Genomic DNA, 22,547 nt, shown 5'->3' with positions numbered 1-22,547 from the left:
ATCCTCCGGACGGGAGAAGGGGAAATGAAGAAGTGTAAGTTGCGCTTCGACAGCCCTTTCAAACTCATATGCGATCGCCCTGCCCGCATGGTGAAGGGGAAATACATCGCTCACGCGCTGGCGACCGACTCGCCGTAATGCTCGACCAGCGGGAATGGCTCGTAGAAATGATGCAGCAACCGTTTCCATTCCCCATAGCGCTCCGAGCCGCGGAAACCCTGGGTGTGGGCCTCGAGTGTCCGCCACTGCACCAGCAGCAGGTATTTCCCCTTCGCCTCCAGGCAGGGCTTCACCTCGAGCTTGATGAAGCCCGGTGTTGCCTTGATCAGCGGCAGCGCCTCCCGCATCGCCGCCTCGAATTGGGCTTCGAGGCCCGGCTTCACCTGCAATAGCGCATGTTCGAGAATCATGGTCAGCTTCCTGTCATTGTCGAGCAACTTCTATACTCTGTGCTTTCCAGGCCCGGGAGACGCGCAATGATCGAAATATTCGTAAGACCGACCAGCGCCACAAGGCGGGCGACCGTCATGCTGGAAGAGTCAGGCCTGGCCTACCGGGCAATCCATGTTCCTTTCGGGTCGACCGATGAAGCCTTCCTGGCCACGGGTTCGCGCGGCCGCACCCCGGCGCTCATCGATCGCGGCACGCCGGATGGCCGTCCCCTGGCTTTGACCCAATCCAATGCCATACTTCTCTATCTGGCCGGGAAATCCGGCAAGCTGATCCCGACGGATTATCGGGCAAGGGCGCGCTGCCATGAATGGATGATGATGCTGGCGACCGATATCTATCCGCCCTTTGCCGCCGTCTACTTCATGACCTGGAAGAAGCCTGAGCCCTATATGGAGGCGGCCGCCTGGTTCGAGGACCGGACAATCGCCGAATACGAGGCCTTCGACCGGCATCTTGCCGACAACGAATATGTGGCGGGCGATGAATTCAGCATCGCGGATATTGCCGGATACCCGCCGGCCGTCCTCGGCCTGGAGGATCTGCCGGCGCTCCGGCGTTTTCAAAATCTTCGTGCCTGGATGGACCGCATCGCCGCCCGCCCGGCCGTTCAAAGAGGCATGGCGGCCACCGGCGAAGGACGCCCGGCGGGATTGATCGCCCAACGCAGCTAGCTGCCGACAGATGTAGGGCAGCCAGCCGTCTTTCATTGAGAACGCGAAAACTTCAATTCCCCTCCCCCTTGCGGGGAGGGGTTAGGGGTGGGGGGCTGGGGGAAGTGGCCAATCACTACGCACGCCATCTGAGACGCAATGCAACTGATGCCGAGCAGAAGCTCTGGTATGCCTTGCGCGAGCTCAAGCAGGAAGGGCGCCATTTCCGTCGCCAGGTCCCCTTCGCGGGCTTCATTGCCGATTTCGCCTGTTACAGTTGTCGGCTGGTCATTGAACTCGACGGCGGGCAGCACAATACGCCGCAAGGACAAACACGGGACATTGGCCGCACCAGTCGTCTGGAAGCTGAAGGCTTTCGCGTGCTGCGCTTCTGGAATGTGGACGTCTTCCAGAATCTCGAAGGCATAGTCGATACCATCCGTCACGCAGCGGGACTTCCGACCACATGGTCTTACGAAGCCGATAGCGTCGAGAAGCCCCCCACCCCGCAAGGGGGAGGGGAAATGGATTGAGGCATGCTGATCAACGTACCTACCCACAAGGGAGAGGGGGGAATGGATTGAGGCACCGATCAATTTACCCTCCCCCCTGTGGGGAGGGTCGACGCGAAGCGTCGGGGTGGGGGTCGGGTGGTCTCTCCGTTAATCTGCTGATCTCAAGCGCATGCCTTAAGCGATACCACCCGACCCCCACCCCTAACCCCTCCCCACAAGGGGGAGGGGAATAGCTAAACCACCGTCCAGCGCCGTTCTTTCTCGTCGAACACATTGAGCTCGCCTTGCGAGATATCGAACCAGGCGCCATTGAGCGTGAGCTGGCCCTTGCTTTCGCGCACGCGCACCCAGGGGAAGGTGCGCAGATTGGCCAGCGAATGCTCGACGGAAGCCTGCTCGACCAAGGTGAGCCGCTCGTCCGGACTGTGATCATGCTCGACCGTCTCCGCGACATCGCGCACGCCGGCGAGCCACTTGCCGATGAAATCACCCGTGCTCAGGGGGGCGCCCGGCTCGGTGATGGCCCTGATGCCGCCGCAGCGGCCATGCCCCATGATGACGATATGCTGCACCCCGAGCTGCAGCACCGCGAATTCGAGCGCCGCGCTGGTCGAATGATGGCGCCCGTCCGGCGCATAGGGCGGCACCAGATTGGCGACATTGCGCACGACGAAGATCTCGCCCGGCCCCGCATCGAAGATCGTCTCGGGTGCGGCGCGCGAGTCGCAGCAGGCGATCATCATGATGCTCGGCTTCTGCTGGCCCTCGCCGAGCCTGCGATAGCGCTCGGCTTCCGACGCATAGCGTCCGGCGCGGAAGCTGGCATAGCCGTCGAGCAGCCGCTGCGGGAAGTTGACCACGAACCCCTCATCCGGAATGGCGATGAGGGCGAGCTATAGCAAAAGGGCCCGCGCTGCAAGCATCTCAAATAAAGAGGGCGCCGGTGCTGTTAACGGCGCCCTCGCATCCTGCCCCTCATTCCGCAAGCTTTACGCAACGCCGCTGCGAAACGAGGGCTCTCTTGAAATCCCGAGCACTATCGCCCGTCTTCACGACAGACATATGTCAGTTTCGTGATTCCTTTTTTGAATCTGCTTTCAATGCCTTAGCCTGGTCGCTTGAATCATTTTGCGAGCTAGCCGCCGATCGGCCCGCCACCGTCGCGCGTGATCACCACCACCGACGGCCGGGGCGGAATCTTGTCGTCGAAATCAGGCCAGCGCGTGCTCAGCGCCTCGATCGTCTCCGATCCCTCGGCCGGATGCTGCACCGAGACGAACATGGTGGCGCCATCCGGCGTGAAGGCAGGCCCGGTCGCTTCCGCATCCGTCGGGCAGCAGAACAGGGCTTTCGGAAGTGCCCGCGCCGGACCATCGGTATCGACCGCGAAGATGCCGTCGGCCAGATCGAAATCATTCATGCCGTCGGTGGCCACGAACATCCGCCCCTTGGGATCGAAGGCGATATTGTCGGGCGTCATGAAGAAGCCGTCGGCCGTCGTGTCGGGATGGAATTTGGCATGCGTCTCGGGCTTCGATGGATCGCCGCACAGCATGAGGATATCCCACTTGTATTGCGCGGCCGTGTGGTCGGCCTCCTTGCCCTCGCCCGGCGGGATCATCTCGATGACATGGCCCCATTTGTTCTCCGGCCGCGGATTGGCGGCATCGACCTTGTCGGGCTTGCGCTTGGCCGATTTGGTCAGGACCGCATAGACCCGCCCCGACACCGGATTGGTCTCGAAATCCTCAGGCCGGTCCATGGCGGTGGCGCCGAGCTTGTCGGCGGCAAGCTGCGTCTTGATCAGCACCTCGCCCTGGTCGGCGAAGCCATTGGCCTGGGTGAGCGGGCCTTCGCCATGGACGAGCGGCAGCCAGTTGAGCGTGCCGTCCGCCTCGAACTTGGCGACCGACAGCACGCCCTCGTCGAGGAGGCCCATATTGGCCGTGCGATCTGAGGGATTGAACGGCTTCGCCGAGACGAAGCGGTAGAGATATTCCTGATGGTCGTCATCGCCCATATAGACGGCGACCCTTCCATCCTTGTTGACGACGACGGTCGCCCCTTCATGGCCCATGCGGCCGAGGGCGGTGCGCTTCACCGGCACCGATTTCGCGTCATAGGGATCGATCTCGACCACCCATTGGAAGCGATTGACCTCATTGGGCTCCTTCTCGACATGGAAGCGCTCGTCGAAGCGCGCAAAGCCATAATAATCGGCGGGCTCGTAGCCCATGCGCTCCAGGCTCTCCTTGTTGGCCGTCTTGGCCGCATCGCCGCCGAAGAATTCATAGGCGAATTCCTCGCAGGTGAGGATCGTCCCCCAGGGCGTATAGCCGCCGCCGCAATTGGCCATCGTGCCCTTGACCTGGGTGCCGGCGGGATCGGCCGCGGTCTTGAGCAGGTCGTGGCCGGCTGCGGGACCAGCGATCACCATCTCGGTTTCCGCCGTGATGCGCCGGCTGAGCGGCGAATTGGCGACGGCTGCCCATTTGCCGTCCTTTTTCTCGATCTCGACGATGCTGTGGCCCATCGCCGCCTTGCACACCTCGACCTGCTGCGCCGTCACCGCTTTGCCGAGATTTTCGTCGTCCTTGGCGATGAAGCCCGGGAACATGATATGCGGACTGGGATATTCGTGATTGACGCAGAGCAGCCCGCGCTCCGAGGACGCCGAGCCGAAGGGCAGCGGCAGATAGCCGACGAAGTCGTTGTTGTAGCCGAACTGGCGGCCCTGCGACGCGGCCGATTGCTGGCCCGGGTCGAACTCGGCCGCATCGGCGACGATAGCGTCACCCCAGCGCAGCAGCACCTCGGCCCTGTAGCCCGGCGCCACATGATGGGTCTTGTCATAGACGCGCTTGAGCTCGGTGAAGGTGAGGGACGATTGCGTGCCCCCGGCGATCGCTTCGCCGCCGAAGATCGAGCCCGCGAATCCGGGCGCGATGGCGGACGCCGCGGCCATGGCGGCGCTGCCCTTGAGCAGGTCGCGCCGCGACAGGCGCTCGCTCAGAACGGTGCGGAAATTGGGGGATGTGGTCTTGGACCGGATATGGTCGGGATCGTGCCGCGTCATCTTCGCCTCCTGGGTTCGCGAGCCTGGGTGAGGCCCAAGCTCGCCGTCCCGCATGGCGGACGGATGACAGTTTCACTGCCCCGCGATGTCAATCCACAGAGGCCGATTTCCGATTCGGTTTCAATCTGTTGCGGCGCGCGGCTGAATCACTTTGTGAGCCGGCCCTGGGTCCGGCGCTGGCCGCAGCTCACGGCAATGAGATGCCGAAGGTCTCGCGGAAGCCCGATATGCCCTTGGGCGTGAAGCTGACGGCGCGGCTGTCCTTGCCGCGTCTGATCCAGCCCAAATCGAGGCAGCGCTGGCACAGAGCGGCGCCGAGCCGGCCGGCCAGATGCGAGCGCCTTTCGCTCCAGTCGAGGCAGGTGCGGCAGAGCGGACGCGAGCTTTTGGGGTCGTCGAGATCGAGGCCGAAATCGCGGAAGAACTGGTGTCCCTCCGCGGTGATGGCGGCCGCCCCGTCCGCGAGCAAGATGAGCCGGCGGGCGCTCAGCCGGTCGGCCAGGGTGACGGCGAGCCACCCGGCCAGGTGATCATAGCAGGTGCGCGCCGTCCGCAGCGCCTCGTCCTTCGGGCCGGTCGGCCGGTAGCGTTTCGGCCCATTGGCGGCGACGATCATCAAGGCCTCCATCGCCGCGGCGATCTCGGGCGAGGCCAGGCGGAAATAGCGGTGGCGGCCCTGCTTTTCGAGCGCGATCAGATGGGCATCGGCGAGCTTCGCCAGATGGCCGCTGGTCGTCTGGGGGCTCACCCCGGCATGCCAGGCAAGCTCGCCCGCGGTCAGCGCCCGCCCGTCGGCCAGCGCCTGCAGGATATTGGCCCGCGCCGGATCGCCGATAAGGGAGGCGACCTCGGCCAGGCTGTTGCCGGAAACGATATTCGTCATGCCCGGACTATAGGCTCCGGGCGTCTTCCGGTCAGCTCCGAATGCTTCGGCCGCGGCCGAAGCATTCGGGCACGACGTTCTCCGTGACCCATGTCACAGACAGGAGCATCTCCTTCCTCGAGGATAGCCAACATGACCACGCCTGCCCCACGCCCCTTGTTCCCCGAGCTCCTGCTGCTCGCCGCACTCGCCACTCTGTGGGGTGCCTCCTACACCTTCATCAAGATCGGCGTCGCCACCATCCCGCCCGTGACCTTCATCGCCGCGCGCACCCTGATCGCCGCCCTCATCCTCCTCATGGTCCTGCGCCTCAGGGGCCTTTCCATGCCGCGCGACCGCCTGAGCTGGAAGCGCTTCGCCATCCAGGCCGCGCTCAACAGCGTGCTGCCCTTCACCCTCATCGCCTGGGCCGAGCTCACCCTCGATGCCGGCCTCGCCGTCATCCTCAATTCGACGACGCCGATCTTCACCTTCCTCATCACCATCGCCGTCACGCGGCATGAGCCCGCCACCTTGCGCAAATTCTTCGGCGTCATCGCCGGCATGGCCGGCATCTGCCTCATCATCGGCATCGAGGCGCTGAACGGCATCGGCCGCGAGCTTCTGGCCCAGCTCGCCATCATCGTCGCCACCATCAGCTATGCGGGTGCCGCCATCTTCGGGCGCAATTTCAAGGATCTCGATCCGATGATGCCGGCGGCGGGCTCGATGGTCTCGGGCGCCGTCATGCTCATCCCCCTGAGCCTCGTCATCGACCGGCCCTGGACGCTCAGCCCCTCGACGGACTCTCTCCTGGCGCTGCTGGCGCTGGCCGTCTTCTCGACCGCGCTCGCCTTCTGCATCTTCTTCCGCCTCGTCCACACGCTGGGCTCGGTCGGCACCACGGCGCAGGCCTATCTGCGCGTGCCGATCGGGGTGGCGATCGGCAGCTATTTCCTCTCCGAGACTCTGAGCCGCACGGCCTGGATCGGCCTCATCTGCGTGGTGGCGGGCGTCGCCGCCATGACCTTGCCGAAGCGGGCGAAGGACGCTGCCGCCCCTTCCCTCACTCGACTTCCTGGAACGTATAGAAGATGACGCTGAGATCGGCCTTGGGCGCGAAGTCCCTGGCCTGCCATTCGAAGCGCGTCGGTGACACCTTCTTCGCCTCGCTCGGGCAGAAGGCGGCGAGCGCCTTCTCGTCCGGTTTCTCGACGGCGAGATTGAAGGTGCCGATCGGCCCTTTCCAGTATTTGGCCGTCGTCAGCACATAGCCGACGCTGGCCACTTCATAGTAGCCGCCGCCCTTCGCCCTGCGCTTGTTGATCGCGCCACGCACCGCGTCATCGACGCAGGCGGCTTGCGCAAGCTCGCCCGTCTCATAGGAATCCCCGACGTCGGCCGGATAGCCGGCCAGCGGCATATAGGTGATCGCCACCTTGGTCTCGCCGGGCTTGAAATCCTGCTGCCATTCGAAGGCGACCTGATAATCCCATTGCGGCCAGTAAACGGCCTCTCCGTAACTTTCACCTTGCCCCACGGCGCCCAGGGCGACGAGCTCGTCGAGCGCGGGCTTCGGCACCTTCTGGAGCAGCGCATTGGCGTCATCGACCAGCATGTCGAGCGGCAGGCCGGCTTTCGTGACCTTCTCCGTGACATCCTTGTCGCCGACGAGGGCCTGCGCGAATGGCGTGGCCTTCACCTCTTCCCCATCGACCGATACCTTGAAGCTCATATAGTTCTGCGGATCCGCCCCTTCGGGCAATATCTCGCGCAACGAGCCCGGATCGTCATTGACCGGGACGCCCGGCATCGGGAAGGCGATGGTGACCGTCTGCCTGTCGCTCGCCTCCGACTTGTAGACATAGTCGACCTTGATCTGGTCGAGCGAGACGAACAGGTCTTCCCGTAAGATCGACACGGTATCGGACTGCTTGAAGACGAGGCCGCCGGTCCTGCGCTCGGCGATGGCGCCATTGGCCAGCGCCGCCGGCGCCATGAATGCGAGGCACAGAAGGCTGAGGAGAAGACGGTTCATTTTCTTTTGCCTTTCCGCGGACTGTCGTCATCCTGCAGGTGAAACCGGTGCAGCATGCGGTGGAACAGCGGCGCCAGTGCGATGCCGGCAATGCCGAAGATCACGATGCCGGAAATGATCGCGTAAAGCCCGGCGAAGATCTTGCCGCCATCGGTGTTGAGCACCGTCACCGGCCCCATGCCGGAAAGGATCATCGCCGCATTGACGAAGGCATCGATGAGGCTCATGCCCTCGAAGCCCTTGTAGCCCGCCATGCCGACAATGAGCCAGATGACGACGACGCACAGGCTCCACAGCGCATTATGCGCCAGCCGCATCGCGAAGCTGTGGCGCGGGGAGAGCGGCTGTTCTTTCTGCTCGAAATGGAAGGGATGAAACATGGCCGGGCCCGGCAACGCTCGCATGACCGGGCATGTGACGTCAATCGAGCCGCGTGTTAGGCTGACCCCATGGCATCAGGCGCCCACACTGGCGAACGCAGGATCACCCGCCTCTCCTATGCGGGCGAGGCGGGCGCATGGGAGATCTGGCGCACCATGCCCCACCCTGCGCTGTCGCCCTATGTGATCGACTATTCGGGCTATCGCGAGAGCGGCGCCGGCGATGTCTGGCGGCGCGAGCTGCCGGTGAGCTACATCCCGCTCATCATCAATTTCGCCGAAGCCTTCACCATCCGCGACCGGCCTGACAGCGAGGCCCGCTATGGCAGCTTCGCCGCCGGCGTCTATGCCGGGCCGGTGATCGTCGGCTCGCGCGGCAATGCGCACTGCCTGCAGGTGAATTTCTCGCCGCTCGGCGCCTATCGCTTCTTCCGGCTCTCGCAGGCCGAGCTTGCCGGCCGCACCCTGGCGCTCGACGATCTCCTGGGAGCGGCCGGATTGCGGCTCGTCGCCAAGCTTCATGACGCAGCGGGCTGGCCCCAGCGCTTTGCCTTGCTCGACAGCTTCATTGCGGCGCGCTTCGAAACGGCGCGGGCACCCAGCGCCACCGTCCGTGCCGCCTGGCAGGGGCTGGTCGATGCCCGTGGCGCCATATCGGTGGCAGCCCTTGCCGCCGGGACCGCAGTCAGCCGCCGCCATCTGGCGCAACTGTTCCGCGCCGAGATCGGCATGACGCCCAAGACCATGGCCCGCATCCTGCGCTTCGAGCATGCCCGCGACCTGGCGAGGAGCGTGCCGCGTCTCGCCTGGGCCGATCTCGCTTATGAAGCAGGCTATGCCGACCAGGCGCATCTGGTGCGTGAATTCAGGGACCTGTCCGGCCTGTCGCCGGGCGAGTTGCTGGGCCGCGACCGCGCCGAAACAGGTGTCCTGGAATCAAATTAGCCCGTCACACAGATCCCGGATGGACGGCTGCCTTCCCCTCGCCCCGCTTCAGCGGGGAGAGGGAGGGGCCCATTGCGAAGCAATGGGACGGTGAGGGGCTTGCCCGACGAATGAGCTCGACTCTTCGATCAGAGGGTAGATGCGTGCACACAACAAGCGGCGAAGCCTGGGGGAGATCACAAATCTTCAATACGCCGGGCTTCGGTGCCGTCATGATCGGCTCGTGCAATCACAGGAGACAACCATGACTGAGCTGGCCACCACCAGGATCCCCATACTCTACCCCACCCTCACCTATCGCGATGCCGCGAGGATGATCGACTGGCTGGAGCGCGCCTTCGGCTTCCGCAAGCATGTCGTCTATCAGGGCGATGACGGCAAGGTCATGCATGCCGAGCTGAGCTTGGGCGAGAGCCTCGTGATGCTGGGCGACGCCAAGGACACGACGGCTTTCGGCAAGCTGGTGCGTCCGCCCGGGGATGTCGGCACATCCACGCAATCGGTCTATATCGCGGTGCCGGATGCGGATGCGGTCTTTGCCACCGCCAGGGCGGCAGGTGCCGAGATCGTGATGGGCCTTACCGACCAGCCCTATGGCAGCCGGGATTTCATCTGCAAGGACCCGGAAGGCCATGTCTGGTGCTTCGGCACCTATGCGCCACGGGTTGGCGCAGCGGCGTAATAGATCACGATCGGGTCAGATCTGATCCATCACACCGCCATGCCGGCCTTGAGGCCTTCATAGACGGCTTCCTCGGCGGTGCGCGCCGACAGGCAGTCGCCGACGAGATAATGCTCGAAGCCGCCCGCCGTCTCGGTGAGCGAATCCTCCGGCGCATTGGGACAGGCGAGCACGATCGTGTCGACGTCTTCGAGCACCACCGGCTCCTGCGCCGTGGTGTGGAGGAAATAGGCCGTCGTCGCATCCGCCCCATAGAGCCGCATCATCGGCAGCATCTTGACGCCGAGCCGGTGCAGCCGCGCCAGATGCGCATCGCGCGTATAATTCTGGATGGCGATCCCGGCCGAAAGCCCGTTGACCGCGAGCGTCACATCGACCCCTTCGCTCGCCAGCTTCTCGGCAAGGCCAAGCCCGATCCAGTCGGCCAGCCAGTCATAGATGACGACGCGCGATCCCGTCTTCTCGCCTTTCAGCACATCGACCGCATGGATCACATGCGCGCTGTCATCGATCTCGGCCGGCGGGCGCTGCGGCAGCGAGCCGGAAGCCAGGATCACCGCATCGGGCGCCTCCTCTTTCAGGAACTGCGGCGTCACCGTTTTGCCTTTCACGATCCTGACGCCGGAGCGTTCCCCCTCGCGCGTGAGATTGGTGATGATGCCGCCGAATTCGGCGCGCGCCGGCAGCAATTGCGCATAGCGCGCCTGGCCGCCGAGCTGCGTCTCCTTCTCATAGAGCGTCACCTGATGGCCGCGCTCGGCCGCGACCGCCGCCGCCTTGAGGCCGGCCGGGCCGCCGCCCACCACCATCACGCGCTTCGCCTGCGCAGCCTTGGGCTTCACGCCATAGGCGAGTTCGCGCCCGGTCTCAGGATACTGGATGCAGGAGATCGAGAGTCCCAGCTGGAAATGCCCGATACAGGCCTGGTTGCAGGCGATGCAGGCGCGGATGTCATCGGTGGCGCCCTGCTTCGCCTTGTTCGCCATGGCCGGATCGCAGATCATCGCCCGCGTCATGCCGCACATATCGGCCGCACCTTCGGCCACCACCTTCTCGGCCTCATGCGGCTGGTTGATGCGCCCGGCGACGAAGACGGGCTTGCCCAGCGCCTGCTTCAGCTTCCGCGCATAGGGCGCCACATAGGCGTTCTCGATCAGCATCGGCGGCACGATATGGACGGCGCCGCCCTGTGACGCCGACGTCCCGGCAATGACATTGAAATAGTCGAGCTCGTCCTTGAGCAGCCGGCTGGCGGCCAGCGTCTCATCCTCATGCAGGCCGTCGGCATCGATCTCATCGCCCGACATCCGCAGGCCGATGATGAATTCGTCAGGCACTTCCTGGCGCGCCGCCTGCGCCGCCTCGCGGATGAAGCGCACGCGATTCTCCAGCGACCCGCCGAAACGGTCCTCGCGCCGGTTGACGCGGGGATTGAGGAACTGGGCCGGCAGATAGCCATGGGAGCCTACGATCTCGACGCCATCAGCACCCGCTTGCGCCATGCGCCGCGCCACTTGCCCATAGCCCTCGATGATCTCCTCCACCATGGCGAGCGACATCGCCCGGGGCGCGGTGCGGAAGCGCTCCGAGGGCGAGAAGGACGGCGCGAAGGCCGCCTGCGCCACGCCTTCCGGCCGGCCAAGCAATTCGCGGCCCGGATGGAACAGCTGTACGAAGACCTTGGTGCCTTCCTTGTGGATGGCCTCGATCATGCGGGCGAAGGGCTTGATGCAGGTATCATCGGTGCCCATCAGGAGGTCGTCGGTGTAGCGCGCCGATTCATGCACCCCCACCACTTGCACGACGATGAGCCCGGCCCCGCCCTTGGCGCGCGCCACGTGATAGGCGGTCAGCGCCTCCGACGGCAGGTAGTTCTCGGGCAGATAGGTGTCATGCCCGGTCGAGAATATCCGGTTGCGGAACTCGGTCTTCTTGACCTGGAAGGGGGTGAAGAGATGGGGGAAAAGCCTGGACATGAGGCCAAGCTACGCAAAAACCGGAAGCCGCGGAAGGGCGGCGGCTGCGACTTGTTTTCCGGTCAGCCCCGCTCGAGCAGGATCACCTCATCGCCCATGAAGACGGCGCGGCAATATTCGTTGAAGCCGTTCTTGGCTGCCAGCCTCATGGACGGCTCATTCGCCGGATCGATGATGCACACACTGCGGCCTTTGCCCGCGGCATCGAACCAGGCGAGCGCCGCAGCGACCGCTTCCGACGCATAGCCCTTGCCGTGGAAGTCGGGGCCAAGCACCCAGCCCATTTCCGCGACACCATGGATTGACGGCTCAAGGGTGCGATGAAAATCGGCAAAACCGACATCACCGGCAAAGCGTCCCGTGGCTCTCTCCTCCACCGCCCAATAGCCGAAGCCGAGCAATGGCCAGAGGCCCCGATAGCGCAGGAGCCTGGTCCAGCACTCATCCGGCGGCTTGGGCTTCCCGCCGATATAATGGATCACGGCCGCATCCGACCACATGGCAAGAAGAGCGGGGAAATCGCTCACACTGTGAGCACGCAACCGCAGCCGCGCTGTTTCGAGAACCGGAACCTGCATTACCGGCTGCGCCCGTCGAATTTCTTGATCTTCACCTCGCTGGGCTCGAAGCCTTCCACGCAGCGCATATTGATCGAGGCCATGGCGACACCATTCGGCGCCTTGGCCTCGCCAAAGGGTCCGCAGCCGCATTGCGCGCAGAAATGATGCCGGATGCGATGCGTGTTGAACGTATAGGTGCCAAGGTCCTTTTCCGCCGTCTTGAGCGTGAACTTGTCGCGCGGCACGAAGGCCAGGAGATGACCGCGCTTGGCGCACAGCGAGCAATTGCATTCGATGACCTCGGCGACCGGCGCGTCGCTGTCGAATTCAAACGCGATCCTGCCGCAATGGCATCCGCCGCTGTAATGCATGGCTCACCTCCCTTGGCGCTTGCTTTGTCCCGCTTTAGCGGCGGCAACTCCGGGGAGCAACCCATCGGGCGCCACCTCGTTGAAGCAGCCGAGCTGGCTCTTGAACTGGTCGATCAGCCAGGAGGCCGCCGGCCCCGGCATGCGGTCGGTGCGATGCATGGCGAAGAACGGGTTCGTCACCGTGCCATAGGGCTCGATCATGAGCTCGGTGAGACGCCCCTGTGCCAGATCCTCGGCCACCATCCAGCGCGGCAGGCGGCCCCAGCCGAGCCCGCCGCGGATCATCAGATGCTTGGTATGCATATCGGTCATCCGCCAGATGCGCAGCGCCAGGACGCCGAAATCCTGGCCGCGGGTGCGCGCCGACTGGTCGGTGACGACAAGCTGCGTATGCTCGCGCAGATCCTCCGCCGGAATGACCCCCTTCACCCCGGCCAGCGGATGGCCGGCGGCGGCCACTGGCACCATGGTGACGAGGCCGATCTCGATGAGCCTGACATCGGCTTCGCCGAGTTGCCCGCCGATGCCGAGATCCGCCGTCTGGTTCACGACCTGATCGGTGATGAGGCCGAGCGAGCCGACATGGAGGTGCAGCGCCACGGTCGGAAACTGCGCCTCGAAGGCCGTGAGGGCGCGGATCAGCACCGGGGCCGGCAGCACGGAATCGATGGCGATGGCGATCTCGCTTTCCAGTCCCCGGGCGTGGCCTTCGACCCGCGCCCTGATGCGCTGCAGGACGCCCGCCATGCGCCGCGCCTCTTCGAGGATCGCCTTGCCCATATCGGTGAGCTGCGGCTCGCGCGTGCCGTCGCGGGTGAAAAGCTTGACGCCGAGCTGCGCCTCCAGATTGGCAATGCCATAGCTGATGACCGATTGCGCCCGGTTCAGCTTGCGCCCGGCGGCTGAGAAGCTTCCCGTTTCCGCCACGGTCTGCAGGATTTCGAGCTGGTCGAGTGTGGGATGGGGCTGCATGACATATCTGATTTATAGATGGAATAAATCTATATTATACCAGTTTTTCCAATAGGTCGATGGGCACATATTCATCGCGTCAGTTCAACTCTTCAACGCGAAAGACCAGGCCCATGTCCATCCTTCTCGTCACTTCGAGCCCCCGCGGTTCCGCTTCCCATTCGACCCGCATCGCCACCGACCTCGCCAACCGGCTGAAGGAAGCCGATCCCGATTCATCCCTCATTGTCCGCGATCTCGCCGGCAATCCCCTGCCCCATATCGATGTGGATTATTCCTCCGGCATCTACACCCCGGCCGACAAGCGCAGCCCGCGCCAGGCCGAGCTGGTCTCGGCCTCCGATGCCGCCGTCGATGAGCTCATGGCCGCCGATGCGATCGTCATCGCCACCGGCCTGATCAACTTCTCGATCTCATCGACGCTGAAATCCTGGATCGATCATATCGCCCGCGCCGGCCGCACCTTCTCCTATGGCAAGGACGGGCCCAAGGGCCATGTGACCGGCAAGAAAGTCTATATCGTGCTGGCATCGGGCGGCGTCTATTCGGAAGGCCCCGCTATCCAGCTCGACCATGCCATTCCCTATCTGCGCACCGCTCTCGGCTTCATCGGCCTCACCGATATCGAGGTCATTCGCGTCGAGGGCGTCGGCATGGGCCCGGAGGCCACTGACAGCGCGTTGAAGAAGGCGACGGCCCGGGTCGAGCAACTGGCCTTGGCATCGAGGAACGCAAGCCTCGGCGCCGCCGTCGCCGCCTGAACTCGTTACGGAACCTTTGACGCCGTTCCGGCACTTTCCTGCCGGAGCGGCGTTATCCTTTCATGGAACTGGAACAAGGTCCCGAAGGCAGGACGATCGCGCAATTGCGTGAGGAAGCGCGCGGATGCCGGCGCTGCCCGCTCTACCGCAGGGCGACCCAGACCGTCTTCGGCGAAGGGGCGAGCCACGCGGCCATCGTCTTTGTCGGCGAGCAGCCGGGCGATCAGGAAGACCTGCAGGGAAAGCCCTTTGTCGGCCCCGCCGGCCGGGCTCTTCGATCGCGCCCTCGCCGAGGCCGGTATCGAGCGTGCGGAGACCTACATCACCAATGCGGTGAAGCACTTCAAATTCGAGCTGCGCGGCAAGAAGCGTTTGCATAAGCGCCCCGACCGCGGCGAGATCGAGGCCTGCCGCTGGTGGCTCAGGGCCGAGATCGCGATCATCCGTCCGAAGCTCATCGTCGCTCTGGGCGCCACTGCCGCTTGCGCGCTGGCGGGCCGCGCCGTCACCATCTCGAAGGTGCGCGACGGGACGCTGGAATTGATGGGCCATCAGGGTCTCGTCACCGTCCATCCGTCCTATTTGCTGCGCATGCCCGATGAAGCGGCGCGCAAGCACGCATACCGCAGATTCGTCGCCGACCTGAAGCGCGCCGATCAATATGCGCACAAAGCGTCGGCCGCGGCCTGACTCCTATTCCCCGATGACATGCACCAGGATCTGGCGGCGATGCGGGCGCAGGCGATGCTCGAACAGATAGATGCCTTGCCAGGAGCCGAGCGCCGGCTGGCCGCCGATGACCGGGATGGTGAGGGACACTTGCGTGAGCGCCGATTTGATATGGGCCGGCATGTCGTCCGGCCCTTCGGCGGTGTGCGTGATCCAGTCGGCATTCTCGGGCGCGATGCGGCGGAAGAATTCGACAAGATCGCGCCTGACATCCGGATCGGCATTTTCCTGGATCATGAGCGAGGCCGAGCTGTGCCGGATGAACAAGGTGAGCTGGCCGGTCCTGATGGCGCTTTTCGCCATGATCTTGAGGACTTGACCGGTGATTTCATGGAGTCCCTGTCCGTGGGTCGCGACCACGAGCTCGTCCTGGAACTGATACATGCCTGAAACCATTGCGGCCGCCTCGCGTTAGATGAGTGATGGGGCAGGAGGATGTGAATGGCTGTCGATCGTCTCAAACGCAATGACTGGATTGTCGCAACCGATGGCGGGCGCGCCCTCATCCTGCGCAATGACGGCACCGTGCGGGAACCGAAGCTCACACTGCTGCGCAAGCACGATCAGTATGTGCCGCCGACCCGCGATCTCGGCACCGACAAGCCCGGCCGCACCCATGCGAGCGTCGGACCGGGCCGTTCGGCGATGGAGCCGACCGATTTCCATCAGCAGGCGGAGGACCGGCTGATGGCCGAGGTTGCGGCGAATCTCGCCGAGGATCTGCGGCGTCGGGAATTCTCCACCCTCGTGGTGGCCGCCGCCCCCGCGTCCCTGGGCGCGTTGCGCAAGGCGATGAGTCCCGAATTGCGCAAGGCCATCATCGCCGAGGTGCCGAAGAACTTCACCGGGATGGAGCTTCCGCAATTGGCCACCGCCTTGAGCCGCGCGCTGGAGGCTGCATGAATACCCTCGCCCCGCTTCAGCGGGGAGAGGGAAGGACCCGTTGCGCAGCAACGGGAGGGTGAGGGGCTCTCAACGGCTCGCCGTGAATCCCAGATACGCCAGAAACCCCGCGACAAAGGCCGCGATCCAGCTCGGCCATAGAGGTATGATTTCGCCCGCCACCGCGATCTCGAAGCCCCAGATCGCGCGCAGCAGCTGCAGCAACGCGATGATCGCGAAGACAACGGCGGCAAGATGCGAAAATCGGTATGCGGCCATAAAGCGCCTCCTGTTGCTGCAAGGGGCAGAGCGGCCCTATTTGAACATCCGCTCGCCCTGCTCGTCGATGATCTGCCGCCCCTTGGAGAGCGAGAGATCTGCCGCCTCCTCGAGCGTCGAGAACCGGTCGGCGCGCACGAACTTGTATTCCTTCATCTGGCCATCGATCTCCTTGGCGATCGTGCCGGCCGTCTGATACTGCCCGCCATCCTTATAGGGCGTGGCGCGGATGATGAAGCCCTTATGCTCGGCTTCCTTGGCTGCGGCGGCCGGACCGCTCGATTGCTCCTTGCTGCCGCCAAGACCGAAGAGCGATTTGAGAAAGGACATGCGAAGCCTCTTTGAATTGATCGGGGACAGATTGGACCAGCCGGACCCGGCATGCAATCTTCTTGCAGCGGCCTGGGAAATCCTCCCACGGAGGGGATCGCCCACTTGATCCGCCGCGTCTCTTGTTAGAATCCGCATGTCGCGATACCAATAGCCCATGGCCAACCGGGATCGCGATGGGAAACAGACGTGCAAAGGCCGCGTCCGCTCGGCGAGCAAGGTCGCACGCGCCGCGCTCCAACTGCTCGACAAGCCGGACTGGCGAATGAGCCAGTTGCGTAGTGCACTGAAGGAAGGCGAAGCCGGCGGCGAACCTGTACCCTTCGACATGGAAGAGTTCATCGCGGAAAAGAAGAGCGATTACGCAGGCAGATGCAAATCCACCTGAACGGCCGTGCTAGATTCGGTATTTCCTCATCTCTTTTGGAGTCCCCGATGCGCCGGTTCTTGCCCGCCATTCTTTGCTTCCTGATGCTCACGATCACACCCACATTCGCGCGCGAGCAGTCGGACGCCCCCGATATCGAGATCATCGGCTTTTCGCCCGACGGGCGCTATTTCGCCTATGAGCAGTATGGCTACGATCTCGCCGCGGGCGCGCTCGATGCGGCGGTCTTCGTCGTCGACCGCACGACCAACAAGCAGGCCAAGGGCTTTCCCTTCGGCTTCATCTCGACCGAGACGGACGAGAACGGCGAGCCGATCCGGATCGGCGGCCATGACATCGATCTGAAGAAGCTCCAGACCGAGGACGAAATGCCCGATCTGGCGAAGCTGCGGAAGATCGTGCGCACCAGGGCGGCCAAGAAGCTTGCGGCACTCCACGTCACGGTCCAGGGCCGCAGGATTGCCGGCGTACCCATGACCCAGCGATCCCCCATCGACGAGAAGGCGACGCCGCTCAAATTCGTCGTCTGGCCAACGATACCGAGCGCCATTCCCGACCAGCAGCTGGTCTACACCCTCGCCGTCACGGTCAAGGATACGATCGAGGATTGCGTCAATGCCGCGCCACCCAAGCGCGAAATCCCGATGACTTTCGCGATGAGCGCCGAGCGTACTTATCCCGAAACGAAGACCGTGGCGAAGAAGGATTTCTCCTATCCGCTGCCATTGGCCAAGGAAGATTGCCCGGCCGGCATCTGGATCAGCGACATCATCGCCCCACCCGATGCGAAGCAGGAGAAGCCGGTGCTGCTGGTCGTCTTTCTGAGCCAGACCTGGTCATCAGCCGTCGATGGCGCGCAGTATCGCGCCACGTTTATCGAGATGCCGGAAGGGGAGTAAACTAGTTCCGGCGAGTCTCGAGTAGTTCCCACATCCTGGGAATAACATGCGCCCGATCCCATTGGTCGCACATCAGCTCGAGTTGGAAATCCCGAGCCAAAATCTCAAAGGTTGAATCATGGAACCCGAAAATGAAATGACGCAGACCGTCGAACAATTCCTTGTTGTGAGATGGGTGAACCCGATTCATCTGCTCCATCTGAGCAATCCAAGTGGATTGCTTGATCTCATAGATGGCGAACGCACGATATCCACGAGCAGCTAACGGGTGCCCCATATCGGCCTCCTCATTGGGAGACCCAAACATCTGTGAACTGATACCCCGGAATTGAAAAATGGCAAATATGTCGGGGCCGTAGATTCTCTCGGCGCTGCTTCGGGCAGCGGCAATCTCAGCTTCTGTCGGGCGCTCGACCCAGTACGACAAGGCTACGCCGCTCTCACTCGCCAATATGAACGGATCGGGGGCTCCCGGCGTAATCGCGGGAAGCCCCGTGATCTCAATGACCTCATCGTCTCCGACAGGATAGATAATTCGTCCCCAACGAAGATCAGTTATCTAGGAAGCTCCGGAGCTTCCGGCTGCGGCTCGGATGCTTCAGCTTGCGCAGCGCCTTCGCCTCGATCTGGCGGATGCGTTCGCGCGTCACCGAGAACTGCTGGCCGACCTCTTCCAGCGTGTGGTCGGTGTTCATGCCGATGCCGAAGCGCATGCGTAAGACCCGCTCTTCGCGGGGCGTCAGCGAGGCGAGCACGCGCGTCGTCGTCTCGCGCAAATTGGCCTGGATCGCCGCATCGATCGGCAGGATCGCATTCTTGTCCTCGATGAAGTCGCCGAGATGCGAATCCTCTTCGTCACCCACCGGTGTCTCGAGCGAGATCGGCTCCTTGGCGATCTTCATCACCTTGCGCACCTTCTCGAGCGGCATCGAGAGCTTCTCGGCCAGCTCTTCAGGCGTCGGCTCGCGGCCGATCTCATGCATCATCTGGCGCGACGTGCGCACGATCTTGTTGATCGTCTCGATCATATGCACCGGGATGCGGATGGTGCGCGCCTGGTCGGCGATCGAGCGGGTGATCGCCTGCCGGATCCACCAGGTGGCGTAGGTCGAGAACTTGTAGCCGCGGCGATATTCGAACTTATCGACCGCCTTCATCAGGCCGATATTGCCTTCCTGGATGAGATCGAGGAACTGCAGGCCGCGATTGGTGTATTTCTTGGCGATCGAAATGACGAGGCGAAGATTGGCCTCGACCATTTCCTTCTTGGCGATGCGCGCTTCACGCTCGCCCTTCTGCACCATGGCGACGATGCGGCGGAATTCCGGGATCTGCAGGCCGGTGGCGGTGGCGAGCTCGTGGATCTCATCGCGGATGACGCGGATCGATTCCTTCTCGTCATTGGCGAATTTCTTCCAGCCGAACTTGGCGAGCCGGCCGACGCGGCGCAGCCATTCCTGGTTGAGCTCCTCGCCCTGATATTCCTTCAGGAACACATCGCGCGGCACCTTGTAGGTCTCGGCGAGGCGCATGAGGCGGCCTTCCAGCGCATTGAGGCGCTTGTTGATGTCATAGAGCTGGTCGACCAGCGCTTCGATGCGCGCATTGTTGAGGGAGAGCGACTTCACATCGACGATGATCTCGTCGCGCAGCTTCTTGTAGCGGCGCTCCTGCGAGGGCGAGAGGGCGGTCTTGTCGCCCACTTCTTGATCTTGCAGCTTGCGCAGCGACTTGTAGGTCTTGGCGATACGGTCGAAGGTTTCGAGAACCTGCGGCTTGAGCTCGGCTTCCATCGCCGAGAGCGACACGCCCGGATCATCATCGCCCTCGTCATCGTCCTCTTCGACCTGCGGCTTGTCGAAATCCTCAGGCGACAGCACATCGCCATATTCATCGTCGCGGCGCATCGTGCGGCGCGGCTCGGGCTTCTTGATGGGCTCGGGCTTCTTGGGCTCGGCGAGCTTCTCGTCCGACATCACCGGCTGCTTGTTCTTGGCATCGGGGCCGGCATAGGTCGCTTCGAGATCGATGATGTCGCGCAGCAGGATCTTGCCTTCGTTCAATTCGTCGCGCCAGATGATGATCGCCTGGAAGGTGAGCGGGCTTTCGCACAGGCCCTGGATCATCGCCTCGCGGCCGGCCTCGATGCGCTTGGCGATGGCGATTTCGCCCTCGCGCGACAGAAGCTCGACCTGGCCCATCTCGCGCAAGTACATGCGCACCGGATCGTCGGTGCGGTCAGCCGGCGTCTTCTCGGCCTCGACCTTGATCGGGAGATTCTCGGAAGGCTCGGCCTCTTCTTCCTTGGCGGTCTTGGCGGTGTCGTTGCCCTCTTCCTCGCTCTCGACGACATTGATGCCCATCTCGTTGAGCATCGACATGATGTCTTCGATCTGCTCAGGGCTCGTCTCTTCCGAGGGGAGGACGGAATTGAGCTCGTCGAGCGTGACATAGCCGCGCTGCTTGGCGGCCCTGATCATGCGCTTGACGGCCGCATCGGTGAGATCGAGAACGGGAGAATCCTGGCCTTCGCCCGGCGTCTCCTGGGCTTCCTGCTCCTCGGCCTGGGGTTGGGCTTCGTTCTCTTCGTTCTGCGGTTCGCGCATCTGGGCTCGGGCCATGCGTCGCCTATCCTTCTCGTCTCAACTGATTCGGGGCCGTGAGCGGTTGTAGCCGCCGGCCCGTTAACCTGTTCCTAACCATGCGCGAGATCCGGAAAAGTGGATACCGGTTTTCCGATCAGATCACGCGCCAACCCATAACCATGCGCGTGATCCGGAAAAGTGGATACCGGTTTTCCGATCAGATCACGCGCCAAACCAACATGACGAACCCTAGAAGGCAGGCGCGTCGCGCCCCGAGGCCTCGCCGAAGCCCTCTATATGGGCTTCCATTCCGGCGTGGGATTTGAGCTCTTCGCGGATCTGGTTCAACGCGATGAGCTTCTCCTCCGTCGGATCGGCGGCGAATTGTGCCTCGGCAGCTTTGAGCTCCCGATCTAGAGTTACGCTTTTCCTGTGCAGTGCGAACATCTGACGAAGCGCTGTCCGGGCGTCCGCAGACGCAGCACCGGGGTTCAGGAACCATTCGTTCAGACGTGCCGCCTGGCTTTCAAGGCGGGCCAGAACCGGCCCAAAACCTTGGGTCTTCAAGTGGTCCTTGACAGCCGGTCCGTCAAGACCCTCCGCCAAGGCGGCCATATCTATGATTTGCCGCTTCATCGAGTCAAGCTCGCGGGAAGTGAACTCCGCTGCGGCATAATCGTCCAGAAAATCATGCAAAAGCTCGGGGTGATTGATGATTCCTAGGAGTAAAAGCCGCTCCCGGCGCTCCTGCTCATGCACCGTGCTGCGCTGCGCCAGGGCACTTGCCCTGAGCCCCTCGCTGGGGGGCGCGGAATAATCATGCGGCAAGGGCCGTGCCCGGGGCCCTCTTCTTGCGCTGAGCAGCGGTTTGGCGGGCACGAATTTCGTCCGCCCCCGCCCGAAGCCGCGGAGCGATGGCCCTCCTTGCGGAGCCAGATGGCGGGCGAGCCGCGCCTTGAAGTCCTCGCCGTAATATTTACGCACCGTCTCATCGCCGATCTCGCGCACCAGGGAGGAGAGCCTGACCTCGAAGGAGGCCCGCCCGTCGGGTGTGTCGATTCGCGCCTGGTCGGCCTCGCGGTTCCATAGGATGTCGGCCAGCGGCCGGGCCTCGGCGATCACCGCCTTCACCGCTTCCGGTCCCTCCGTCTTGAGAAGGTCGTCCGGGTCCTGGCCTTCCGGCAGCAAGGCGAATTTGAGCGAATGGCCGGGCTTGAGCAGCGGCAGCGCCAGATCGAGCGCGCGATAGGCCGCCTTGAGGCCCGCCGCATCGCCATCGAAGCACAGCGTCGGAGAGGGCGCGATCCGCCACAGAAGCGCCAACTGGTCGGAAGTGAGGGCCGTGCCGAGCGGCGCCACCACATGGCCGAGGCCAGCGCGATGCAGTGCGATCGCATCCATATAGCCTTCGACCGCGACGATCTCGCCCGCCTGGTGCGCGAGGCCGCGCGCCTTGTCGAGATTGTAGAGCACGAAGCCCTTGTGGAAGAGCGGCGTCTCCGGCGAGTTGAGATATTTAGCCTGCGCCTCCTTGGACAGCGCCCGGCCACCAAAGGCGATGACGCGCCCCCTGGGATCGCGGATCGGGAACATCACCCGGTCGCGGAAGCGGTCATAGGCGACGGGAATGTCATCGCCGGTGACGACGAGCCCCGCTTCCGCCATCTGCTCGACGGTGACGCCCTTGTCGGCCAGTCTGGTGCGCAAGGCCGAGCGGTCATCGGGCGCGAAGCCCAGGCGGAATTCCTGCTGGATCGCGACGCTGAGCCCGCGATCGGCGAGATAGCCCCTGGCGCGGGCACCCTTGGCCGATTGCAGCATTTCCTCGAAGAACTTCGCCGCCAGCTCCATCACGTCATAGAGCGTGGTCCGCAGCTTCTCGCGCCGCTCGTCTTCTTCCGAGACCTGCGGCATCGGCAGGCCCGCTTCCTGCGCCAGCCGCTCCACCGCTTCCGGGAAGCTCAGGCCTTCTTTTTCGGTCAGGAAGGTGAAGATGTCGCCCGAGGCCTTGCAGCCGAAGCAGTGATAGCGGCCTTTCCGGTCATCGACGTGGAAGGACGGCGTCTTCTCGTTGTGGAAGGGGCAGCAGGCCCACAGATCGCCACGTCCCGGATTGGACTTGCGCCGGTCCCACTGCACCTGGCGGCCCACGACGGATGACGCCGAGACGCGGGCGCGAATCTCATCGAGGAATGTGGGCGAGAATTTCATTTA

General features: G+C 63.6%; 26 protein-coding genes and 1 pseudogene. 11 read left to right on the top strand and 16 right to left on the bottom strand.

The window, feature by feature from the left end:
* Positions 1–110 precede the first annotated feature (110 nt).
* The gene (locus DT068_RS09875; protein ID WP_119389645.1) at positions 111–410 is read right to left on the bottom strand and encodes an antibiotic biosynthesis monooxygenase family protein; all 300 of its coding nucleotides are present in this window, start codon (positions 408–410) and stop codon (positions 111–113) included.
* A gap of 66 nt (positions 411–476) precedes the next feature.
* Between DT068_RS09875 and DT068_RS09870 the strand changes: the two genes are divergently transcribed.
* Positions 477–1,124: a glutathione S-transferase family protein gene (locus DT068_RS09870; RefSeq protein ID WP_162914112.1), complete on the top strand. Its 648-nt coding sequence runs from the start codon at positions 477–479 to the stop codon at positions 1,122–1,124.
* A gap of 104 nt (positions 1,125–1,228) precedes the next feature.
* On the top strand, positions 1,229–1,636 hold the full coding sequence (locus tag DT068_RS09865; protein ID WP_368904601.1) for an endonuclease domain-containing protein: 408 nt from the start codon (positions 1,229–1,231) through the stop codon (positions 1,634–1,636).
* A gap of 215 nt (positions 1,637–1,851) precedes the next feature.
* Here the strand turns inward: DT068_RS09865 and DT068_RS09860 are convergent, their stop codons facing one another.
* From DT068_RS09860 to DT068_RS09850, 3 genes are all read right to left on the bottom strand, one after another.
* Positions 1,852–2,478, bottom strand: a complete 627-nt coding sequence (locus DT068_RS09860; protein WP_119389642.1) for a carbonic anhydrase — start codon at positions 2,476–2,478, stop codon at positions 1,852–1,854.
* Positions 2,479–2,753: 275 nt separating this feature from the next.
* Positions 2,754–4,694, bottom strand: coding sequence for a PhoX family protein (locus DT068_RS09855; RefSeq protein WP_119389641.1), 1,941 nt, complete (start codon positions 4,692–4,694; stop codon positions 2,754–2,756).
* 187 nt (positions 4,695–4,881) lie between these two features.
* Positions 4,882–5,577: an ArsR/SmtB family transcription factor gene (locus DT068_RS09850; protein ID WP_119389640.1), complete on the bottom strand. Its 696-nt coding sequence runs from the start codon at positions 5,575–5,577 to the stop codon at positions 4,882–4,884.
* Between the two features lie 132 nt (positions 5,578–5,709).
* Here DT068_RS09850 and DT068_RS09845 point away from each other — a divergent pair, with 132 nt between their 5' ends.
* Positions 5,710–6,654, top strand: a complete 945-nt coding sequence (locus DT068_RS09845) for a DMT family transporter (protein WP_119389639.1) — start codon at positions 5,710–5,712, stop codon at positions 6,652–6,654.
* On the opposite strand, the gene DT068_RS09840 is transcribed toward DT068_RS09845, so the two are convergent.
* Together DT068_RS09840 and DT068_RS09835 are read right to left on the bottom strand one after the other, a co-directional pair.
* Positions 6,623–7,594, bottom strand: a complete 972-nt coding sequence (locus DT068_RS09840) for a DUF4424 family protein (protein WP_119389638.1) — start codon at positions 7,592–7,594, stop codon at positions 6,623–6,625. The two genes, DT068_RS09845 and DT068_RS09840, sit on opposite strands and share 32 nt — an antisense overlap.
* Positions 7,591–7,974, bottom strand: a complete 384-nt coding sequence (locus DT068_RS09835) for a two pore domain potassium channel family protein (protein WP_119389637.1) — start codon at positions 7,972–7,974, stop codon at positions 7,591–7,593. The genes DT068_RS09840 and DT068_RS09835 overlap by 4 nt, the downstream gene beginning before the upstream one ends.
* 69 nt (positions 7,975–8,043) lie before the next feature.
* Between DT068_RS09835 and DT068_RS09830 the strand changes: the two genes are divergently transcribed.
* Positions 8,044–8,919, top strand: coding sequence for a helix-turn-helix domain-containing protein (locus tag DT068_RS09830; RefSeq protein WP_119389636.1), 876 nt, complete (start codon positions 8,044–8,046; stop codon positions 8,917–8,919).
* Between the two features lie 244 nt (positions 8,920–9,163).
* Complete coding sequence (locus DT068_RS09825; protein WP_119389635.1) at positions 9,164–9,601, top strand: VOC family protein; 438 nt, start codon at positions 9,164–9,166, stop codon at positions 9,599–9,601.
* 29 nt (positions 9,602–9,630) lie between these two features.
* On the opposite strand, the gene DT068_RS09820 is transcribed toward DT068_RS09825, so the two are convergent.
* The 4 genes from DT068_RS09820 to DT068_RS09805 form a co-directional block, all read right to left on the bottom strand.
* Complete coding sequence (locus tag DT068_RS09820) at positions 9,631–11,577, bottom strand: oxidoreductase (protein ID WP_119389634.1); 1,947 nt, start codon at positions 11,575–11,577, stop codon at positions 9,631–9,633.
* Between the two features lie 62 nt (positions 11,578–11,639).
* Positions 11,640–12,155, bottom strand: a complete 516-nt coding sequence (locus DT068_RS09815) for a GNAT family N-acetyltransferase (protein ID WP_119389633.1) — start codon at positions 12,153–12,155, stop codon at positions 11,640–11,642.
* Positions 12,155–12,508, bottom strand: a complete 354-nt coding sequence (locus DT068_RS09810; RefSeq protein ID WP_119389632.1) for a GFA family protein — start codon at positions 12,506–12,508, stop codon at positions 12,155–12,157. Before DT068_RS09810 ends, DT068_RS09815 begins: the two co-directional genes overlap by 1 nt.
* A 3-nt stretch (positions 12,509–12,511) precedes the next feature.
* Positions 12,512–13,480 carry a LysR family transcriptional regulator gene (locus DT068_RS09805; protein WP_119389631.1) on the bottom strand — a complete coding sequence of 323 codons (969 nt, stop codon included), beginning with the start codon at positions 13,478–13,480 and terminating at the stop codon, positions 12,512–12,514.
* 113 nt (positions 13,481–13,593) lie between these two features.
* Here DT068_RS09805 and DT068_RS09800 point away from each other — a divergent pair, with 113 nt between their 5' ends.
* The 3 genes and pseudogenes from DT068_RS09800 to DT068_RS09795 all read left to right on the top strand — a co-directional run bounded on the left by DT068_RS09800 (position 13,594) and on the right by DT068_RS09795 (position 14,931).
* Positions 13,594–14,241, top strand: a complete 648-nt coding sequence (locus DT068_RS09800; protein ID WP_119389630.1) for an FMN-dependent NADH-azoreductase — start codon at positions 13,594–13,596, stop codon at positions 14,239–14,241.
* A gap of 62 nt (positions 14,242–14,303) precedes the next feature.
* Positions 14,304–14,468, top strand: a pseudogene (locus tag DT068_RS28325) (UdgX family uracil-DNA binding protein); the annotation flags it as partial.
* Between the two features lie 22 nt (positions 14,469–14,490).
* Complete coding sequence (locus DT068_RS09795; RefSeq protein WP_368904598.1) at positions 14,491–14,931, top strand: UdgX family uracil-DNA binding protein; 441 nt, start codon at positions 14,491–14,493, stop codon at positions 14,929–14,931.
* Between the two features lie 3 nt (positions 14,932–14,934).
* Here the strand turns inward: DT068_RS09795 and DT068_RS09790 are convergent, their stop codons facing one another.
* Positions 14,935–15,366: a secondary thiamine-phosphate synthase enzyme YjbQ gene (locus DT068_RS09790; protein WP_368904597.1), complete on the bottom strand. Its 432-nt coding sequence runs from the start codon at positions 15,364–15,366 to the stop codon at positions 14,935–14,937.
* 45 nt (positions 15,367–15,411) lie between these two features.
* On the opposite strand from DT068_RS09790, the gene DT068_RS09785 reads away from it, so the two are divergent.
* Positions 15,412–15,873, top strand: a complete 462-nt coding sequence (locus tag DT068_RS09785) for a baeRF12 domain-containing protein (RefSeq protein WP_119389628.1) — start codon at positions 15,412–15,414, stop codon at positions 15,871–15,873.
* A gap of 69 nt (positions 15,874–15,942) precedes the next feature.
* Here DT068_RS09785 and DT068_RS09780 read toward each other — a convergent pair whose 3' ends face one another.
* On the bottom strand, positions 15,943–16,131 hold the full coding sequence (locus tag DT068_RS09780) for a hypothetical protein (protein WP_119389627.1): 189 nt from the start codon (positions 16,129–16,131) through the stop codon (positions 15,943–15,945).
* A 36-nt stretch (positions 16,132–16,167) separates the two neighbouring features.
* Positions 16,168–16,461 (bottom strand): HlyU family transcriptional regulator, encoded by a 294-nt coding sequence (locus DT068_RS09775; protein ID WP_119389797.1) that lies wholly within the window; start codon positions 16,459–16,461, stop codon positions 16,168–16,170.
* Positions 16,462–16,618: 157 nt separating this feature from the next.
* Here DT068_RS09775 and DT068_RS09770 point away from each other — a divergent pair, with 157 nt between their 5' ends.
* Positions 16,619–16,849 (top strand): type II toxin-antitoxin system ParD family antitoxin, encoded by a 231-nt coding sequence (locus DT068_RS09770; protein ID WP_119389626.1) that lies wholly within the window; start codon positions 16,619–16,621, stop codon positions 16,847–16,849.
* 47 nt (positions 16,850–16,896) lie between these two features.
* Positions 16,897–17,748: a hypothetical protein gene (locus tag DT068_RS09765; RefSeq protein WP_119389625.1), complete on the top strand. Its 852-nt coding sequence runs from the start codon at positions 16,897–16,899 to the stop codon at positions 17,746–17,748.
* Between the two features lies 1 nt (position 17,749).
* On the opposite strand, the gene DT068_RS09760 is transcribed toward DT068_RS09765, so the two are convergent.
* The 3 genes from DT068_RS09760 to dnaG all read right to left on the bottom strand — a co-directional run bounded on the left by DT068_RS09760 (position 17,750) and on the right by dnaG (position 22,544).
* Positions 17,750–18,175 carry a hypothetical protein gene (locus DT068_RS09760; protein WP_119389624.1) on the bottom strand — a complete coding sequence of 142 codons (426 nt, stop codon included), beginning with the start codon at positions 18,173–18,175 and terminating at the stop codon, positions 17,750–17,752.
* Positions 18,176–18,299: 124 nt separating this feature from the next.
* A complete protein-coding gene (gene rpoD, locus DT068_RS09755) occupies positions 18,300–20,354 on the bottom strand; it encodes an RNA polymerase sigma factor RpoD (protein ID WP_119389623.1) in 2,055 nt (684 codons plus the stop codon).
* 228 nt (positions 20,355–20,582) lie between these two features.
* A complete protein-coding gene (gene dnaG / locus DT068_RS09750) occupies positions 20,583–22,544 on the bottom strand; it encodes a DNA primase (protein WP_119389622.1) in 1,962 nt (653 codons plus the stop codon).
* Between the last annotated feature and the right edge of the window lie 3 nt (positions 22,545–22,547).

Source organism: Taklimakanibacter lacteus (assembly GCA_003576695.1).
GTDB lineage: Bacteria > Pseudomonadota > Alphaproteobacteria > Rhizobiales > Aestuariivirgaceae > Taklimakanibacter > Taklimakanibacter lacteus.
Note: the sequence above shows the minus strand (reverse complement) of the source record. Positions and strands in the feature narration are given on the sequence as shown.

What these genes read in the sequence shown, in the direction of transcription:
- DT068_RS09855 (WP_119389641.1), bottom strand. Translation starts at nt 4,694, where the DNA reads ATGACGCGGCACGATCCCGACCATATCCGGTCCAAGACCACATCCCCC.
- DT068_RS09780 (WP_119389627.1), bottom strand. Translation starts at nt 16,131, where the DNA reads ATGGCCGCATACCGATTTTCGCATCTTGCCGCCGTTGTCTTCGCGATC.
- DT068_RS09825 (WP_119389635.1), top strand. Translation starts at nt 9,164, where the DNA reads ATGACTGAGCTGGCCACCACCAGGATCCCCATACTCTACCCCACCCTC.
- DT068_RS09805 (WP_119389631.1), bottom strand. Translation starts at nt 13,480, where the DNA reads ATGCAGCCCCATCCCACACTCGACCAGCTCGAAATCCTGCAGACCGTG.
- DT068_RS09820 (WP_119389634.1), bottom strand. Translation starts at nt 11,577, where the DNA reads ATGTCCAGGCTTTTCCCCCATCTCTTCACCCCCTTCCAGGTCAAGAAG.
- rpoD (WP_119389623.1), bottom strand. Translation starts at nt 20,354, where the DNA reads ATGCGCGAACCGCAGAACGAAGAGAACGAAGCCCAACCCCAGGCCGAG.
- DT068_RS09840 (WP_119389638.1), bottom strand. Translation starts at nt 7,594, where the DNA reads ATGAACCGTCTTCTCCTCAGCCTTCTGTGCCTCGCATTCATGGCGCCG.
- DT068_RS09875 (WP_119389645.1), bottom strand. Translation starts at nt 410, where the DNA reads ATGATTCTCGAACATGCGCTATTGCAGGTGAAGCCGGGCCTCGAAGCC.
- DT068_RS09800 (WP_119389630.1), top strand. Translation starts at nt 13,594, where the DNA reads ATGTCCATCCTTCTCGTCACTTCGAGCCCCCGCGGTTCCGCTTCCCAT.
- DT068_RS09870 (WP_162914112.1), top strand. Translation starts at nt 477, where the DNA reads ATGATCGAAATATTCGTAAGACCGACCAGCGCCACAAGGCGGGCGACC.
- DT068_RS09845 (WP_119389639.1), top strand. Translation starts at nt 5,710, where the DNA reads ATGACCACGCCTGCCCCACGCCCCTTGTTCCCCGAGCTCCTGCTGCTC.
- DT068_RS09770 (WP_119389626.1), top strand. Translation starts at nt 16,619, where the DNA reads ATGGCCAACCGGGATCGCGATGGGAAACAGACGTGCAAAGGCCGCGTC.
- DT068_RS09815 (WP_119389633.1), bottom strand. Translation starts at nt 12,155, where the DNA reads ATGCAGGTTCCGGTTCTCGAAACAGCGCGGCTGCGGTTGCGTGCTCAC.
- DT068_RS09810 (WP_119389632.1), bottom strand. Translation starts at nt 12,508, where the DNA reads ATGCATTACAGCGGCGGATGCCATTGCGGCAGGATCGCGTTTGAATTC.
- DT068_RS09775 (WP_119389797.1), bottom strand. Translation starts at nt 16,461, where the DNA reads ATGTCCTTTCTCAAATCGCTCTTCGGTCTTGGCGGCAGCAAGGAGCAA.
- DT068_RS09830 (WP_119389636.1), top strand. Translation starts at nt 8,044, where the DNA reads ATGGCATCAGGCGCCCACACTGGCGAACGCAGGATCACCCGCCTCTCC.
- DT068_RS09785 (WP_119389628.1), top strand. Translation starts at nt 15,412, where the DNA reads ATGGCTGTCGATCGTCTCAAACGCAATGACTGGATTGTCGCAACCGAT.
- DT068_RS09765 (WP_119389625.1), top strand. Translation starts at nt 16,897, where the DNA reads ATGCGCCGGTTCTTGCCCGCCATTCTTTGCTTCCTGATGCTCACGATC.
- DT068_RS09835 (WP_119389637.1), bottom strand. Translation starts at nt 7,974, where the DNA reads ATGTTTCATCCCTTCCATTTCGAGCAGAAAGAACAGCCGCTCTCCCCG.
- dnaG (WP_119389622.1), bottom strand. Translation starts at nt 22,544, where the DNA reads ATGAAATTCTCGCCCACATTCCTCGATGAGATTCGCGCCCGCGTCTCG.
- DT068_RS09790 (WP_368904597.1), bottom strand. Translation starts at nt 15,366, where the DNA reads ATGGTTTCAGGCATGTATCAGTTCCAGGACGAGCTCGTGGTCGCGACC.
- DT068_RS09850 (WP_119389640.1), bottom strand. Translation starts at nt 5,577, where the DNA reads ATGACGAATATCGTTTCCGGCAACAGCCTGGCCGAGGTCGCCTCCCTT.